The organism is Noviherbaspirillum galbum, assembly GCF_010974945.1.
GTDB classification, from domain to species: domain Bacteria; phylum Pseudomonadota; class Gammaproteobacteria; order Burkholderiales; family Burkholderiaceae_D; genus Noviherbaspirillum; species Noviherbaspirillum galbum.
Genome location: NZ_JAAIVB010000038.1, coordinates 38,651 through 54,320, shown reverse-complemented (window position 1 = coordinate 54,320; position 15,670 = coordinate 38,651). Strand labels below are relative to the sequence as shown.

At 61.9% G+C, this 15,670-nt stretch carries 14 protein-coding genes and 1 tRNA gene; 1 reads left to right on the top strand and 14 read right to left on the bottom strand.

Annotated elements, in window-relative coordinates:
• Window positions 1-39: 39 nt before the first annotated feature.
• The 13 genes from nuoI to G3574_RS12190 all read right to left on the bottom strand — a co-directional run bounded on the left by nuoI (window position 40) and on the right by G3574_RS12190 (window position 11,176).
• Window positions 40-528, bottom strand: coding sequence for an NADH-quinone oxidoreductase subunit NuoI (gene nuoI, locus G3574_RS12250; protein ID WP_163963486.1), 489 nt, complete (start codon window positions 526-528; stop codon window positions 40-42).
• 17 nt (window positions 529-545) lie between these two features.
• Window positions 546-1,610, bottom strand: a complete 1,065-nt coding sequence (nuoH, locus tag G3574_RS12245) for an NADH-quinone oxidoreductase subunit NuoH (protein WP_163963552.1) — start codon at window positions 1,608-1,610, stop codon at window positions 546-548.
• A complete protein-coding gene (gene nuoG, locus G3574_RS12240) occupies window positions 1,610-3,946 on the bottom strand; it encodes an NADH-quinone oxidoreductase subunit NuoG (RefSeq protein ID WP_163963484.1) in 2,337 nt (778 codons plus the stop codon). Before nuoG ends, nuoH begins: the two co-directional genes overlap by 1 nt.
• 102 nt (window positions 3,947-4,048) lie before the next feature.
• The gene (gene nuoF / locus G3574_RS12235) at window positions 4,049-5,347 is read right to left on the bottom strand and encodes an NADH-quinone oxidoreductase subunit NuoF (RefSeq protein WP_163963482.1); all 1,299 of its coding nucleotides are present in this window, start codon (window positions 5,345-5,347) and stop codon (window positions 4,049-4,051) included.
• Window positions 5,344-5,823: an NADH-quinone oxidoreductase subunit NuoE gene (gene nuoE / locus G3574_RS12230; protein ID WP_235953355.1), complete on the bottom strand. Its 480-nt coding sequence runs from the start codon at window positions 5,821-5,823 to the stop codon at window positions 5,344-5,346. Before nuoE ends, nuoF begins: the two co-directional genes overlap by 4 nt.
• 54 nt (window positions 5,824-5,877) lie before the next feature.
• Complete coding sequence (locus G3574_RS12225; protein ID WP_205609759.1) at window positions 5,878-7,131, bottom strand: NADH-quinone oxidoreductase subunit D; 1,254 nt, start codon at window positions 7,129-7,131, stop codon at window positions 5,878-5,880.
• Complete coding sequence (locus G3574_RS12220; protein WP_163963478.1) at window positions 7,131-7,727, bottom strand: NADH-quinone oxidoreductase subunit C; 597 nt, start codon at window positions 7,725-7,727, stop codon at window positions 7,131-7,133. The genes G3574_RS12225 and G3574_RS12220 overlap by 1 nt, the downstream gene beginning before the upstream one ends.
• Window positions 7,728-7,744: 17 nt before the next feature.
• On the bottom strand, window positions 7,745-8,221 hold the full coding sequence (locus G3574_RS12215; protein WP_163963476.1) for a NuoB/complex I 20 kDa subunit family protein: 477 nt from the start codon (window positions 8,219-8,221) through the stop codon (window positions 7,745-7,747).
• Window positions 8,222-8,224: 3 nt separating this feature from the next.
• On the bottom strand, window positions 8,225-8,584 hold the full coding sequence (locus G3574_RS12210) for an NADH-quinone oxidoreductase subunit A (RefSeq protein WP_163963474.1): 360 nt from the start codon (window positions 8,582-8,584) through the stop codon (window positions 8,225-8,227).
• 100 nt (window positions 8,585-8,684) lie between these two features.
• Window positions 8,685-8,769 (bottom strand) — tRNA-Leu (locus G3574_RS12205).
• An 85-nt stretch (window positions 8,770-8,854) separates the two neighbouring features.
• Window positions 8,855-9,250 carry a preprotein translocase subunit SecG gene (secG, locus tag G3574_RS12200; protein ID WP_163963472.1) on the bottom strand — a complete coding sequence of 132 codons (396 nt, stop codon included), beginning with the start codon at window positions 9,248-9,250 and terminating at the stop codon, window positions 8,855-8,857.
• Window positions 9,251-9,295: 45 nt separating this feature from the next.
• The gene (gene tpiA, locus G3574_RS12195) at window positions 9,296-10,045 is read right to left on the bottom strand and encodes a triose-phosphate isomerase (RefSeq protein WP_163963470.1); all 750 of its coding nucleotides are present in this window, start codon (window positions 10,043-10,045) and stop codon (window positions 9,296-9,298) included.
• A gap of 147 nt (window positions 10,046-10,192) precedes the next feature.
• On the bottom strand, window positions 10,193-11,176 hold the full coding sequence (locus tag G3574_RS12190; RefSeq protein ID WP_163963468.1) for an NAD(P)H-quinone oxidoreductase: 984 nt from the start codon (window positions 11,174-11,176) through the stop codon (window positions 10,193-10,195).
• A 270-nt stretch (window positions 11,177-11,446) separates the two neighbouring features.
• On the opposite strand from G3574_RS12190, the gene G3574_RS12185 reads away from it, so the two are divergent.
• A complete protein-coding gene (locus G3574_RS12185; RefSeq protein WP_163963466.1) occupies window positions 11,447-13,369 on the top strand; it encodes a diguanylate cyclase domain-containing protein in 1,923 nt (640 codons plus the stop codon).
• 123 nt (window positions 13,370-13,492) lie between these two features.
• On the opposite strand, the gene pnp is transcribed toward G3574_RS12185, so the two are convergent.
• A complete protein-coding gene (gene pnp, locus G3574_RS12180; RefSeq protein ID WP_163963463.1) occupies window positions 13,493-15,634 on the bottom strand; it encodes a polyribonucleotide nucleotidyltransferase in 2,142 nt (713 codons plus the stop codon).
• Window positions 15,635-15,670: the final 36 nt, after the last annotated feature.

The window sequence follows — 15,670 nt, the reverse complement described above, 5'->3', positions numbered from 1 at the left end:
GCCCGGGTCGCGTCGATCGTGTTTCCGGGCGCGCGCGAATCAACGATACGGTGCGTCCGTCGCACGTGCGGCTGCGATGTCCTTTTCGTAGCGGTCACCCACCGCGAGCAGCATTTCCTTGGTGAAGTACAGGTCACCGCGCTTTTCGCCGTGGTATTCGAGGATGTTGGTCTCGACGATCGAATCGACCGGGCAGGACTCTTCGCAGAATCCGCAGAAGATGCACTTAGTGAGGTCGATGTCGTAGCGCGTCGTGCGCCGGGTGCCGTCGTCGCGTTCCGTGGACTCGATGGTGATGGCCATGGCCGGGCAGACGGCTTCGCAAAGCTTGCAGGCGATGCAGCGCTCTTCGCCGTTGGGATACCGGCGCAAGGCATGCAGGCCCCGGAAGCGCGGCGACAGCGGCGTCTTTTCTTCCGGGAATTGCACGGTGATCTTGCGCGCGAACATGTAGCGGCCGGTCAGGGCCAAGCCCTTGAGCAGCTCGCGCAGCATCAGGCTGCTGAAAAAGTCTTTGATGGCTTCCATGGTGATAAGCCTTTTCCTTACTTCCAAATATTCCAGGGAGACTGGATCCAGGTCGCAACGATGACGAGGTAGGCCAGAGTCAGCGGAATGAATACCTTCCAGCCCAGGCGCATGATCTGGTCATAGCGGTAACGCGGGAACGAGGCACGTGCCCAAATGAAGAGCGACACGACGAAGAAGGTCTTGATGCCGAGCCAGATCCAGCCGGGGATGAAGCCCAGGAAGGAAACCGGAGCGCCCCAGCCGCCCAGGAACATCAGGGAGGCCAGTGTCGAGATCAGGATCATGTTGGCGTATTCGGCCAGGAAGAACATGGCGAACGACATGCCGGAATATTCCACCATGTGGCCGGCCACGATCTCCGACTCGCCCTCGACCACGTCGAAGGGATGGCGGTTGGTCTCGGCGATGCCCGAAATGACGTAGATGACGAAGATGGGCAGCAGCGGCAGCCAGTTCCAGGACAGGAAGGTCAGGCCCATGTCCGCCATGCGTCCCTTGTTCTGGAGCATCACGATGTCGGTCAGGTTCAGGCTGCCGGACACCATCAGCACGATCACCAGCGCGAAGCCCATGGCGATTTCATAGGACACCATCTGCGCGGATGCGCGCATGGCGCCGAGGAAGGCGTACTTCGAATTGGACGCCCAGCCGGCGATGATCACGCCATAGACTTCCATCGAGGCGATCGCCATCACGAACAGCAGGCCCGCATTGACGTTGGCCAGCACCGTTTCCGGGCCGAAGGGCACCACCGCCCAGGCGGCGAGCGCAGGCATGATGGTCATGATCGGCGCGATCACGAACAGTGCCTTGTTGGCCTTGCTCGGGACCACGATTTCCTTGAGCAGCAGCTTGAGCGCATCGGCGATCGGCTGCAGCAGGCCGGCGGGGCCGACGCGGTTCGGGCCGAGACGGATGTGCATCCATCCGATCATCTTGCGCTCCCAGAGCGTCAGGTAGGCCACGCATCCCATGAGCGGCAGCACGACCAGCACGATCTTGGCCAGCGTCCAGACGAGCGGCCAGACACCGCCGAAGATGCCCTGCCCGGTTGCTTGAATGGTCGAAATGAAATCCATCACGCCTTCTCCAGATTGATCGTGCCGAACATGCTGCCCAGCCCGGCGGTGGACGGGTGTGCAGCCGACACGCGCACCACGTTGACCGGGAGGCCGGCCTCAACGGCTGCGGTCAGCACGGCGCTGCCCTGCCCCTGTGTCACCTTGACCCGGTCGCCTTCTCCAATGCCGAGCTGCTCGGCGATGTAGGCGGACAGCACTGCCTTCGGAGCGCGGGCATCGCTGGTTTCCTGCAGCGCGCCCGAACGGCGCACGATGGCGTCGGTAAAGTAGATCGGCACGTCGGCGATGCGCTCGATGGCGCTCGGATCGGCTTCCTTCGCGGCCTGCGGCGCGATTCCAGCCTTGTTGTTCAGCTTCGGCGACAGGTCGGCTTCCTCGGCTTTCCTGCTGCCGAGGATCTCGGCGCGGATCTCTTCCGAGGTTTCGTAGTTGAAGCCGCTGATGTCCAGCAGGTTGCCGAGCACGCGCAGCACTTTCCATGCCGGGCGGGTCTCGCCCAGGGGCTTCACCGTACCGTTGAATCCTTGCGCGCGGCCTTCGCAGTTAACGAAGGTGCCGGCGGTTTCGGAGAACGGCGACACCGGCAGGAGCACGTCGGCGTAATCGAGGCCATGCTTGTACGGCGTCATCATGACGACCATTTCCGCCTGCTTGAGGGCGGACACGGCAGCCTGGGGATTAGCCGTGTCGAATTCGGGCTCGGCATGCAGCACGAGGTAAGCCTTGCGCGGCTGTTCGAACATCTGCACGGCATTCGCGCCCTTTCCCGGGACGGCGTTGGCGATGTGTCCGCCGACGGCGTTGGCGGCGTCGGTCAGGTAACCGAAGGCAGCACCGGTCTGTTCGGCGATCCATTGCGCGGCGGCATGCAGCTGCGACGCCTGCGGATGCTGGGCGGCCGCGTTGCCGAGGAAGACGCCCTTCTTGTCACCCGACAGCAGGCTCGCCGCGATTGCCTTGGCGATGTCGCCGGCTTCGATGCCGTCGAATCCGGCCGGGGCTGCGATGCCCTTTTCAGCGGAAATAGCGACCACGATCTCGGAAAGCGCGGCCAGCCAGTTCGACGGCGCCTTCACCAGGCGGTTGGCGATCGGCATGAGCCAGTCTTCGCTGGTGGCGCCGAGCGCGCTCAGCTTGGTGCCGCGCTTGGTCGCGTGGCGCATGCGCGCAGCCAGCAAGGGATGATCCTTGCGCAGGAAGGAACCGATCACGAAGACGCGGTTCATCTGGCCGAACTCGTCGATGGACGTGCCCAGCCAGGGCGTAACCTTGCCATCGAGCGCGAAGTCGGACTGGCGCAAGCGGAAGTCGACGTTATCCGAACCCAGGCCGCGGACGACGCGCTGGAACAGCGACAATTCTTCCAGCGTCGAGTGCGGGGCGGCCAGCGCGGCGATGGAATCCGCGCCATGTTCGTGGCGGATGTTGCGCAAGCCGTGGGCGACATATTCCAGCGCGGTCTGCCAGTCGGTTTCGATCCACTTGCCATCCTGCTTCAGCATCGGCCGGGTAAGGCGGTCTTCGCTGTTCAAGCCGAGGTACGAGAACCGGTCCTTGTCTGACAGCCAGCATTCGTTGACGGCTTCGTTTTCCAGCGGCAGGACGCGCATGACCTTGTTCTGCTTGACCTGCACGATCAGGTTGGAACCGAGACCGTCGTGCGGGCTTACCGAGCGGCGGCGGGACAGTTCCCAGGTGCGTGCGCTGTAGCGGAAAGGCTTGGACGTCAGCGCGCCCACCGGGCACAGGTCGATCATGTTGCCGGACAGTTCGGAGTCCACCGAGTTGCCGACGAAGGTGGTGATCTCGGAGTGTTCGCCGCGGTTCAGCATGCCGAATTCCATGACGCCGGCGACTTCCTGGCCGAAGCGCACGCAGCGCGTGCAATGGATGCAGCGCGCCATTTCCTTCATCGAAATCAGCGGGCCGGCATCCTTGGGTTCGACGACGCGCTTCTCTTCTTCGTAGCGGGACGCAGCCGGACCGTAACCAACCGCCAAGTCCTGCAACTGGCATTCTCCGCCCTGGTCGCAGATCGGGCAATCCAGGGGATGGTTGATCAGGAGGAATTCCATGACGCTCTTCTGCGCCTTGATCGCCTTGTCGCTTGCGGTGCGGACGATCATGCCGTTGGTCACGGGCGTGGCGCATGCCGGCAAGGGCTTGGGCGCCTTTTCTACCTCGACCAGGCACATGCGGCAGTTCGCCGCGATGGACAGCTTCTTGTGATAGCAAAAATGCGGAATGTAGGTGCCGAGCTTGTTAGCGGCATCCATGACCATGCTGCCTTCCTGCACCTCTACCTTTTTGCCGTCAATTTCAATTTCAACCATGGCGATTGCCTAAGTATTTTTGATGGGCGACATTGCGCCCAGGAGTAATCTGTTTCGGACTTCCGGCGGCTGCTTTCAAGCCGCAGCCAACCCACCCACCCGTCAAACGTAGGTCGGGACGAGGCAGCGCTTGTTTTCGATGTGGTACTCGAACTCTTCGCGGAAATTCTTCACGAACGCTCGCACCGGCATCGCGGCCGCGTCGCCCAGGGCGCAAATGGTGCGGCCCTGGATGTTGTCGGCGATGGAGTTCAGCATGTCCAGGTCGTCTGCCCTGCCCTGCCCGTGTTCGATGCGGTGAACCATGCGATAGAGCCAGCCCGTTCCTTCGCGGCAGGGGGTGCATTGTCCGCAGGACTCTTCGAAATAGAAGTAGGACAGGCGCAGCAGCGACTTCACCATGCAGCGTGTTTCGTCCATTACGATGACCGCGCCGGAGCCCAGCATGGAGCCGGCCTTGGCGATCGCATCGTAATCCATGTCGGTGTTCATCATCACTTCGCCGGTGAGCACCGGCATGGACGAACCGCCGGGAATCACGGCCTTGATCTTTTTGCCGTCGCGCATGCCGCCGGCCAGTTCGAGCAAGGTAGCGAACGGCGTGCCCAGCGGGATCTCGTAGTTGCCGGGACGGGCGACGTCACCCGAAATCGAGAAGATCTTGGTGCCGCCGTTGTTGGGCTTGCCCAGCGCAGCATAGGCTTCGCCGCCCATGCGCATGATGAACGGCACCGCGGCGAAGGTCTCGGTGTTGTTGATCGTGGTGGGCTTGCCATACAGGCCGAAGCTGGCGGGGAACGGCGGCTTGAAGCGCGGCTGACCCTTCTTTCCTTCCAGGGATTCGAGCAGCGCGGTCTCTTCGCCGCAGATGTAGGCGCCATAGCCATGGAAGGCGTGGAGCTGGAAGCTGAAGCTGCTGCCAAGGATGTTGTCGCCGAGGAAGCCGGCGGCGCGCGCCTCTTCGAGCGCTTCCTCGAAGCGCTCGTACTCCGCCCAGATTTCACCGTGGATGTAGTTGTAGCCGACGGTGATGCCCATGGCGTAGGCGCCGATGGCCATGCCTTCGATCAGGGCATGGGGATTGTAGCGGATGATGTCGCGATCCTTGAATGTGCCCGGCTCGCCTTCGTCCGTGTTGCAGACGAGGTACTTTTGCCCAGGGAACTGGCGCGGCATGAAACTCCATTTCAGGCCGGTCGGAAAGCCGGCGCCGCCCCGTCCGCGCAGGGAAGACGCCTTCAGTTCGGCGATGACCTGTTCGGGCGTGATCTTCTCGTCGAGAATGCGGCGCAGCGCTTCGTAGCCGCCGCGTTTCACGTAGTCGGCAAGGTGCCAGTTGTCGCCGTCGAGTCCCGCCAGGATCAACGGCTTGATGTGGCGATCGTGGAGGCAGGTAGTCATTTCTTCAGTTCCTCAACCAGCGCGTCGATCTTGTCGTTCGACATGTGGCTGCACATGCGCTTGTTATTGACGATCAGGACCGGTGCATCGCCGCAGGCACCCATGCATTCGCCTTCGATCAGGGTGAACTGCCCGTCCGCGGTGGTTTCCTTGTAATCGACGCCCAGCTTCTCTTTCAGGTAGTGCGCGGCGCGTTCGCCGCCGGACAGGGCGCAAGGCAGATTGGTGCAGACCGAGATCTTGTGCTTGCCGACCGGCTTGGTATCGAACATGTTGTAAAAGGTTGCAACTTCCTGCACGGCGATGGGAGCCATTCCGATATAGTCGGCGACATCCTTCATCACTTCCGGCGACAGCCAGCCCTTTTCAACCTGGGCAATCGCCAGTGCAGCCATGCAGGCCGACTGACGCTGGTCTGCAGGGAATTTCGCGAGTTCGCGATCGATCTTCTTGTACGCTTCTTGACTTAACAGCATATGCTTAGCCATTCTTGCGCGAGTATGTCGCGCGGTTAGTACTGCTTGCCAGTGTTATCGGTCGATTTCACCGAACACGATGTCTTGCGTGCCGATGATGGTTACCGCATCGGCGATCATGTGTCCCTTGGCCATTTCATCCAGGCCCTGGAGATGAGGGAAGCCGGGTGCGCGGATCTTGAGGCGGTAAGGCTTGTTCGCGCCATCCGACATCAGGTAGATGCCGAACTCGCCCTTCGGATGTTCGATCGCGCTGTAGACTTCGCCTTCCGGCACATGGAATCCTTCGGTGAACAGCTTGAAGTGGTGGATCAGCTCTTCCATGTTTGACTTCATGTTGACGCGGGACGGCGGGGCCACCTTGTGGTTGTCCGTCATGACCGGGCCGGGATTGTTGCGCAACCACTCGATGCACTGCTTGATGATGCGGTTCGACTGGCGCATTTCCTCGACGCGGACGAGGTAGCGGTCGTAGCAGTCGCCGTTGGTGCCGATCGGGATATCGAAGTCCAGCAGGTCATACACTTCATAGGGCTGCTTCTTGCGAAGGTCCCAGGCGATACCGGAACCACGCAGCATGGGGCCGGTAAAGCCCATTGCCATGGCGCGCTCGGGCGACACCACGCCGATGCCGACGAGGCGCTGCTTCCAGATGCGGTTGTCGGTCAGCAGGGTTTCGTATTCATCCACGTAACCCGGGAAGCGGTTGGTGAAGTCTTCGATGAAATCGAGCAGCGAGCCCTGGCGGTTTGCGTTCAGTTCCTTGATGGCCTTCTCGTTGCGGACGGCCGATGCCCGGTATTGCGGCATGCGATCGGGCAGGTCGCGGTAGACGCCGCCGGGACGGTAGTAGGCCGCGTGCATGCGTGCGCCGGACACCGCCTCGTAGCAGTCCATGAGGTCTTCGCGCTCGCGGAAGGCGTACAGGAACACCGCCATCGCGCCGACGTCGAGTCCGTGTGCGCCGATCCACAGCAGGTGGTTCAGGATGCGGGTGATCTCGTCGAACATCACGCGGATGTACTGCGCGCGCAGCGGCACGTCGATGCCGAGCAGCTTCTCGATCGCCATGACGTAGGCGTGCTCGTTGCACATCATCGACACGTAGTCGAGCCGGTCCATGTAGGGTACGGACTGCAGGAAGGTCTTTTGTTCCGCCAGCTTTTCGGTCGCGCGGTGGAGAAGTCCGATATGCGGGTCGGCACGCTGGATGACCTCGCCATCCAGTTCAAGCACGAGACGCAGCACGCCGTGCGCTGCCGGATGCTGCGGACCGAAGTTCAGGGTGTAGTTCTTGATCTCAGCCATTATTTGATCCCGTATTTGTCTTCGCGAATCACGCGGGGCACGATTTCACGGGGCTCGATGGTGACGGGTTGATAGATGACGCGCTTCTGCTCGGGGTCGTAGCGCATTTCCACGTATCCGGACACCGGGAAATCCTTGCGGAAGGGATGGCCGATGAAGCCATAGTCGGTAAGGATGCGGCGCAGGTCATTGTGGCCGTCGAACAGGATGCCGAGCAGGTCGAAGGCTTCGCGCTCGTACCAGTTGGCTGCATTCCAGATGTCGACGATGGAGGGCACGACCGGCAGGTCGTCATCCGGCGCGAAGGTACGCACCCGCACGCGCCAGTTGTGAGCGACCGACAATAGGTGAACCGTCACGGCGAAGCGCGACCCGTCCCAGGCGCCATCGCCGTAGGTCGAGTAGTCCACGCCGCAAAGGTCGATCATTTCCTCGAAACGCAGGTCCGCATGATCGCGCATGGCGCGCATCGCGGAGAGATAGTTCGACGAAGCCACTTCGACGGTGACCTCGCCGAGCGCCACCTTGAGGTTGCGGATCTGGTCGCCGAGCGCGTTCTTCAGCGCCGCTTCGAGGCTTTCAATTTTCGTTGTCATAACCGTTCAGCGCCCTCTCAGCGAGCGATCGTGTTGGTGCGCTTGATCTTGTTTTGCAGCTGCATGATGCCGTACAGCAGCGCTTCTGCCGTCGGCGGGCAGCCAGGCACGTAGACGTCCACAGGCACGATGCGATCACAACCCCGGACGACCGAGTAGGAATAATGGTAGTAACCGCCGCCATTGGCGCAGGTGCCCATGGAGATCACCCAGCGCGGCTCGGCCATCTGGTCGTATACCTTGCGCAAGGCTGGCGCCATCTTGTTGCACAGTGTGCCGGCGACAATCATCACGTCGGACTGGCGCGGGGAAGGACGGAAGACGATGCCGAAACGGTCAAGGTCATAGCGGGATGCGCCGGCATGCATCATTTCCACCGCGCAGCACGCCAGGCCGAAGGTCATGGGCCAGAGCGAGCCCGTGCGCGTCCAGTTGATCAGCTTGTCAGCGGTGGTCGTGACGAAGCCTTCGTTCAATACGCCTTCAATAGACATGAGTTACTCCCAATCCAGGGCACCCTTCTTCCAGATGTACCAGAAGCCGACGACGAATTCGGCAATGAACACCATCATTGTCACGTAGCCCTGCCATCCGAGGTCGCGCATGGCGACGCCCCAAGGGAAGAAGAAAGCGGTTTCCAGATCGAACAAGATGAACAGAATTGCGATGAGGTAATAGCGCACATCAAACTTCATGCGCGCGTCTTCGAACGCTTCGAAGCCGCACTCGTAGGGAGACAGCTTCTGTGCGTCAGGCTTGTGCGGAGCAAGCAGCCGGCCGAGAACTTGCGGCACGATGCCGACACCAACACCGACCAGAATAAAAAGAAGAATGGGGAAATAATTTTCGAGGTTCACGATGGAGACGGATGTTGGTTAGTTGAAGGGTTAGCAAATCAAACCAAGATTCCTCGATAAAAAGCCAGCTCAGGGAATCCCTTTGCTGGCCTTTTGTAACTGGTGCCGACGGCGAGACTCGAACTCGCACAGCTTTCGCCACTACCCCCTCAAGATAGCGTGTCTACCAATTTCACCACGTCGGCTGAGACTGCTATTGTACCCTGCTTTATGGGTTTTGTTCAACGCACAATTGCCCCAAAACAAGCAGAATTCGTAAAACTTGCAGCCTTACTTCGGAATCTCTTTGGCTTGTCCAGCTCCCTGGGCAGGCGCATCTGTCGCAGGTGCTGCAGGAGCTGCTTCAGGCGCCTTGCCGGCGGGAGCTGCCGGGGCGGCCGGAACCGTGGGGATGCTGTCCATGACACCACCGCCGACGGTGCTTCCGCGCTTGTTGCCGATGAAGGCGAGCGCCAGCGTTGCGGCGAAAAAGACGGCAGCCGCAACGGCTGTCGACTTTGACAAAAAATTCGAGGATCCAGTTGCACCGAAAAGGCTTCCCGATGCACCGGAACCGAAAGCGGCTCCCATGTCAGCGCCCTTGCCATGCTGCAGCAGCACGAGTCCGATGATGGCCAGGGCCGAGATAACCTGAACGATGACGACGACGGTGAACAAAGCGTTCATTGAATGTAATTCCGATTAGTTGAATTCAGTGGCCTGCATTGCATTTCAGCATGCGGCCCGGACGATGGCCAGAAAGTCGGACGCCTTGAGGGAGGCTCCGCCGATCAGACCGCCGTCGATGTTCGGCATGGCCATCAGCTCGGCCGCATTGTCCGGCTTCATGCTGCCGCCGTACAGGATTTGCACGACTTCCGCCGCGCCGGGGTTGCGGGCGATGAGCCTGGAGCGCAGTAGGGCATGCACCTCTTCAGCCATCTGCGGCGTTGCCGTCTTGCCCGTACCGATTGCCCAGACCGGCTCGTATGCAATGACCAGCTTCGCGATCTGCTCGGCTTGCAGGCCATCGAGCACCGCATCGAGCTGCGCCGCGACCACGTCCCCCGTGCGGCCCGCCTCGCGTTCCTCGAGGGTTTCGCCGACGCAGACGATCGGCGTCAATCCCGAAGCCAGCGCGCTTGCGGCCTTGCGCGCCACGACCTCGTTGCTCTCGCCGTGGCAGGAACGCCTTTCCGAATGTCCCACGATCACGTAGGTACTCCTGAAATCCGCGAGCATCGCGCCTGCCACTTCGCCGGTGTACGCGCCGGAAGCATGGACCGAAATGTCCTGGCCGCCCCATGCCACCGGCGAACCGTTCAGGAGGGACTGGCACTGTGCCAGATAGGGGGCCGGAACGCATACGGCCACTGCGCAATCAGGACGGCCAATATCGGCTTTGATGCCTGCAAGGAGGATTTCGTTGGCAGTGAGGCTGCCATTCATCTTCCAGTTGCCGGCGATGAGTTTGCGTCGCATAGGGTTTCAGAAATTCAATAACCCTTGATTCTATCGCGCCGCAGCGAAGGAGGTCAAACCTGCGCAGCACATTTCGACTTTGGGCCACCGCAAAGGTTCCAGCCGGCTATGACAAATTCCGAACGTTTGGCGGCGGCCCGATGCGTTTCAGGCAAGCGTCAGGACGATCTTGCCGACATGCTCGCTCGACTCCATCAACGTATGGGCCTGTACCGCATCTTCAAGCGCGAACGTGCGGTAGATGACGGGTCTTATCTTTCCGCTTTCGAGCAGCGGCCACACGTGCTCCCGCAGCTTGGACGCGATGGCGGCCTTGAATTCGATCGAGCGCGGACGCAGCGTGGAACCGGTGATGGTCAAACGGCGGCGCAGCACCTGGCCGACGTCGACCTCGTTGGCCTTCGCCCCGCCAAGCACGGCGATGATGGCAAGGCGGCCATCGTCGGCGAGGCAGGAAAGCTCGCGGGAGACGTAATGGCCCGCCACCATGTCGAGGATGACATCGACGCCCTTGCCGCCCGTTTCGGCCTTGATGACTTCAACGAAGTCCTCAGTCCGGTAGTTGATCGCCCTGGCCGCGCCGAGGTCCGCGCAGGCCCGGCATTTGTCGTCCGTGCCCGCGGTGGCGAACACGCGATGGCCGAGCGCCGTGGCAAGCTGGATGGCGGTGACGCCGATGCCGGAACTGCCGCCCTGGACCAGCAGCGTTTCCCCCCTTGACAACCGGGCGCGATCGAACACGTTGCTCCAGACGGTAAAGAAGGTCTCGGGCAGGGAAGCCGCCTCGACCGCGCTCAGTCCCTTGGGGACGGGCAGGCACTGCTGGGCCGGCGCAGTGCAGTACTCGGCATATCCGCCGCCTTGCACCAGCGCGCAAACCATGTCGCCCTTGGCAAAGCCCGACGCGGCAAAATCGCCGTCGACCACTTCGCCCGCGACCTCGAGGCCAGGCAGGTCCGATGCTCCGGGAGGCACGGGGTAATGCCCGAGCCGCTGGATGACGTCAGGCCTGTTGATGCCCGCGGCATGGACCTTGATCAGCAATTCCCCGGGCTTGGGCACGGGCATAGGCCGTTCGCACAACTGCAGGACGTCGGGTGGCCCGGGACGGGTGATTTCGATCGCGCGCATGGTCGCCTCGTGGCTGTAATGTTGAAAGGGAAACCATTGTACGCGAGGCGCCGACACCGCGTTCGGCGAGTCCTCCCCGCGTCGTGCGTTAGCGAAGCTTTAAGGCGGCACGCGAAACCCCGGCCCAGTTTTCGCCACTCAAGCAGCAGCGCCCCCGACGCATCATTGTTTCTGATGCATATCAAGCTTGTCATTTCCACTTACAAAATTGCCGGGAACTAAATAAAGAAATTCAATTTCCAACGAGCAAGTTATCTCGAGGAAATAACCATGTCCCAAGCCTGCCTTACCACCACGAATGCCGATGACAAGATAATGGAAATATCCCCGCATCTCCTGAGCGCGCGCATCATCTCCGCGCTGAAAAACGCAGGCCAGCTCGCGTTCGAATGGAGAATCGACGAAGACGAACTCATGCTCATCGGCGGATTGTGCAATGTGCTCAGACTCCGGCAGGTCGGGACGCAGAGCCGGGCATGCGACACCACCGTGGCCCTCCTGGACTGCATTCACCAGGGTGACCGCGTCCGCTATCTTGCAGACCTGCACGCGGCACTCAAGGAGCGCGACGATCGCTCCAACATTTTTCATCGCACCGAAGTCCGGCTGCGAACCGCGGACGGCCGCTGGCAATGGATCGCGCTGCGCGCACGCGTGGTGGAACGCGACGCCTCGGGACGGGCGCGCCGCATGGCCGGCAATTTTTCGAACATTCACGAAAAGCGCGGCAAGGAAGAAAGCCGGCTCTGGGAGCATCGTCTGCAAGAAGTCTTGCGGATGTCGAACCAGGCCATCGTCCGCATCAAGGACCGCAGCGCGCTGTTTTCCGAGATCTGCCGCATCGCGGTGGAGCATGGCGGTTTCCAGGCCGCATGGATCGACCTCATGCAAGGCGGTGATGATGTGTTCACGCTTGCGGCCGAGCACCAGCGGGGCCCGCGCGACGAGGACGCGAGCATCCTCTCCCCTTCCCTTCTTTGCGTCGCCCGGCGCATGGCAGCCGCCGCCATGCGCAGGAAATGCGTGCAGACATCGGGCGATTGCATCGGCCATCATTCTGCCACCATGTCGCTTGCCAGCCTTCCCATCTTCGCCGGAGAGCATCCGACTGGGACCCTGAACCTGTGCGCCGGCCAGGAAGACTATTTCGGCGATGACGACGACCGCAAAAGCGTGCTGCAGGAACTTGCGACGAATCTTTCGTGCGCCGTCCAGCAACTGGAGCAGGAGAGCCTGCAACGCGGACAGAACCACATCCTGAACCTCATAGCCACCGGCGCGCCGCTGCATGACATCCTCTTGCAGCTTTCCCGGTTCGTCGAAGAACGTTCCGGCCGCGTCGATTGCCGCATCGTCGATCTCCATGCCGAGGAAGAGCCCGGCCTTCCGCAGGCCTTTCCCGATGCCGGCCTCGCAAGATGGCCGATCAGGTTCAAGGGCGCGCCATCGGCACGCGTCACGCCGATCCGCCGCCAACCGGACAGCACCTGGCCCATCCTCGGACACGATGGAAAGCAGCATGGCGAGCTCAACCTGCATTTCAAGGTACCAGGCACGCTGCTAGGCAAGGAACGCGAAGCAATCGCCATCGCCCTCCGGCTGGCCAGCATTGCGATCGAAGGACGGGTGACCGAAGAGCGCATCCGCTTCCTCGCGCACTACGATGGCCTGACCGGCCTGCCGAACCGCTTTCTCTTCAAGGAATACTTCGAACTCGCGCTGCGCAGCGCTAAGCGGCATCACAAGAAGTTCGCGGTGCTGTTCCTCGATCTCGACAAGTTCAAGGAAATCAACGACACGCACGGCCATGATGCCGGCGATGCCGTGCTGCGCGAAGTCGCCAGGCGGCTCAAGGCCTGCCTGCGCCATTCGGACAAGATCGCGCGCATGGGCGGCGACGAGTTCTACGTTTTGATCGAAGACCTGGAAGATGGCAGGCATGCCGCCGACGTCGCCGAGAAGCTGCTGGACGCGGCGGCCCGTCCCATCCTGTTTGGCACGCATGAATGCCAGGTCGGCGTGAGCATCGGCATCAGCCTGTATCCCGACCATGGCGTGACGGCAGCATCGCTGATCGGCAATGCCGACGCGGCGATGTACCAGGCGAAGCAGACGGGACGAAACGGTTACCGCATCCATGGCAAGACCGGCGCCACCAGGAAGGCAGCCACGGCGACGCAAGACGCAGGCTGAACGGCGCGCTTGCCGGAGCGTTGCGCCGGACAAGCGCACAACAGAAAAAAAGCCCGGTCAACGACCGGGCTTTTTCATTCACGCTGCTCCGGCCGGATGGCCGGACGCATGGTGTTACTGCAATTACTGCTGCTGTTGCTGCTGTTGCTGGGAGGCGCCCGCCTCTTCCGGCTCGGCGGCCTTCATCGACAGCTTGAGACGGCCGCGGTCGTCGGCTTCGAGCACCTTGACGCGTACCTGCTGGCCTTCCTTCAGGTAGTCGGCCACGGCATTGACGCGCTCGTTGGCGATCTGGCTGATGTGCAGCAGGCCGTCCTTGCCGGGAATGACCTGGACGATCGCGCCGAAATCCAGCAGCTTCAGCACGGTGCCGTTGTAGGTCTTGCCCACTTCGACGGATGCCGTCAGCTCTTCGATGCGGCGCTTGGCTTCCTGGCCGGCGGCGGCGTCCACAGAGGCGATCGTGACGATGCCTTCGTCGGTGATGTCGATCTGGGTACCGGTCTCTTCGGTCAGGGCGCGGATCACAGCGCCGCCCTTGCCGATCACGTCGCGGATCTTTTCGGGATTGATCTTGATGGTGATGAGGCGCGGCGCGAAGTTGGACAGCTCGGCCTTGCCGTTCGGCATGGCTTCCTGCATCTTGGCGAGGATGTGCATGCGGCCTTCCTTGGCCTGGGCCAGCGCGACCTGCATGATTTCCTTGGTGATGCCCTGGATCTTGATGTCCATCTGCAGCGCCGTGATGCCGTTGGCGGTGCCGGCCACCTTGAAGTCCATGTCGCCGAGGTGATCTTCATCGCCCAGGATGTCGGTCAGCACGGCGAACTTGTTGCCTTCCTTGATCAGGCCCATGGCGATGCCGGCGACGTGCGCCTTCATCGGCACGCCGGCGTCCATCAGCGCGAGGCAGCCGCCGCACACCGATGCCATCGACGAAGAACCGTTGGACTCGGTGATTTCGGACACGAGGCGCACCGAGTAGGAAAACTCTTCCGCCGACGGCAGCGCCGCTTGCAACGCGCGCTTGGCGAGGCGGCCGTGGCCGATCTCGCGGCGCTTCGGCGAACCGACGCGGCCGGTTTCGCCGGTGGCGAACGGCGGCATGTTGTAGTGGAGCATGAAGCGATCGGAATATTCGCCCATCAAGGCGTCGATCTTCTGCTCGTCGCGCGCGGTGCCCAGCGTGGCAATGACCAGCGCCTGGGTTTCGCCGCGGGTGAACAGCGCCGAGCCGTGGGTACGCGGCAGCACGCTGTTGCGGATGGTGATGGGACGCACGGTGCGGGTGTCGCGGCCGTCGATGCGCGGCTCGCCTTCGAGGATCTGCGAGCGCACGATGCGTGCCTCGAGGTCGAACAGGATGCTGCCGACTTCCGAGGAATCAGGAGCGACGGCGCCGGCCGCGGCGGCCTCGTTGGCCAGGGCCGCATTGACCTCGGAGGAAATGGTGTTGAGCTGGGCGGTGCGGGCCTGCTTGTCCTTGATCTGGTAGGCCTGGCGCAACTTGCCTTCGGCGAACTCGGTGACCCAGGCGATCAGGGCCTCGTTCTTGGCGGGCGGCGCCCACTGGACTTCCGGCTTGCCGCCATCGCGGACCAGGTCGTGTATCGCATCGATGACCGCCTTCATCTGGTCGTGGCCAAAGACCACTGCGCCGAGCATGATTTCTTCGGACAGCTGGTTTGCCTCGGACTCCACCATCAGGACGGCCTGCTCGGTGCCGGCAACGACGAGGTCGAGCTGGGTCTTGGCCATCTGCGACGTGGTGGGGTTGAGGACGTACTGGCCGTCGACGTAACCGACGCGCGCGGCGCCGATCGGGCCATTGAAGGGAATGCCTGCGACGCAGAGGGCTGCGGAGGCGCCGATCATCGAGGCGATGTCGGGATCGATTTCGGGATTGACGGACAGGACGTGGATGATGACCTGGACTTCATTCAGGTAGCCTTCCGGGAAGAGCGGACGGATCGGGCGGTCGATCAGGCGGGACGTCAGCGTTTCCTTTTCCGAAGGGCGGCCTTCGCGCTTGAAGAAGCCGCCGGGAATGCGGCCCGCGGCGTAGCTTTTCTCGACGTAGTCGACGGTCAGCGGGAAGAAATCCTGGCCGGGCTTGGCTTCCTTCCTGGCGACGACGGTGGCCAGAACGACAGTGTCTTCGATCGAGACGACGACGGCGCCGGACGCCTGGCGGGCAATTTCACCTGTCTCCAGGGTGACGGTATGCTGGCCGTACTGGAAGGTCTTGGTAACTTTGTTGAACACGGTGTTTCCTTTCTATTTTTGCCGACAGATTTTCAG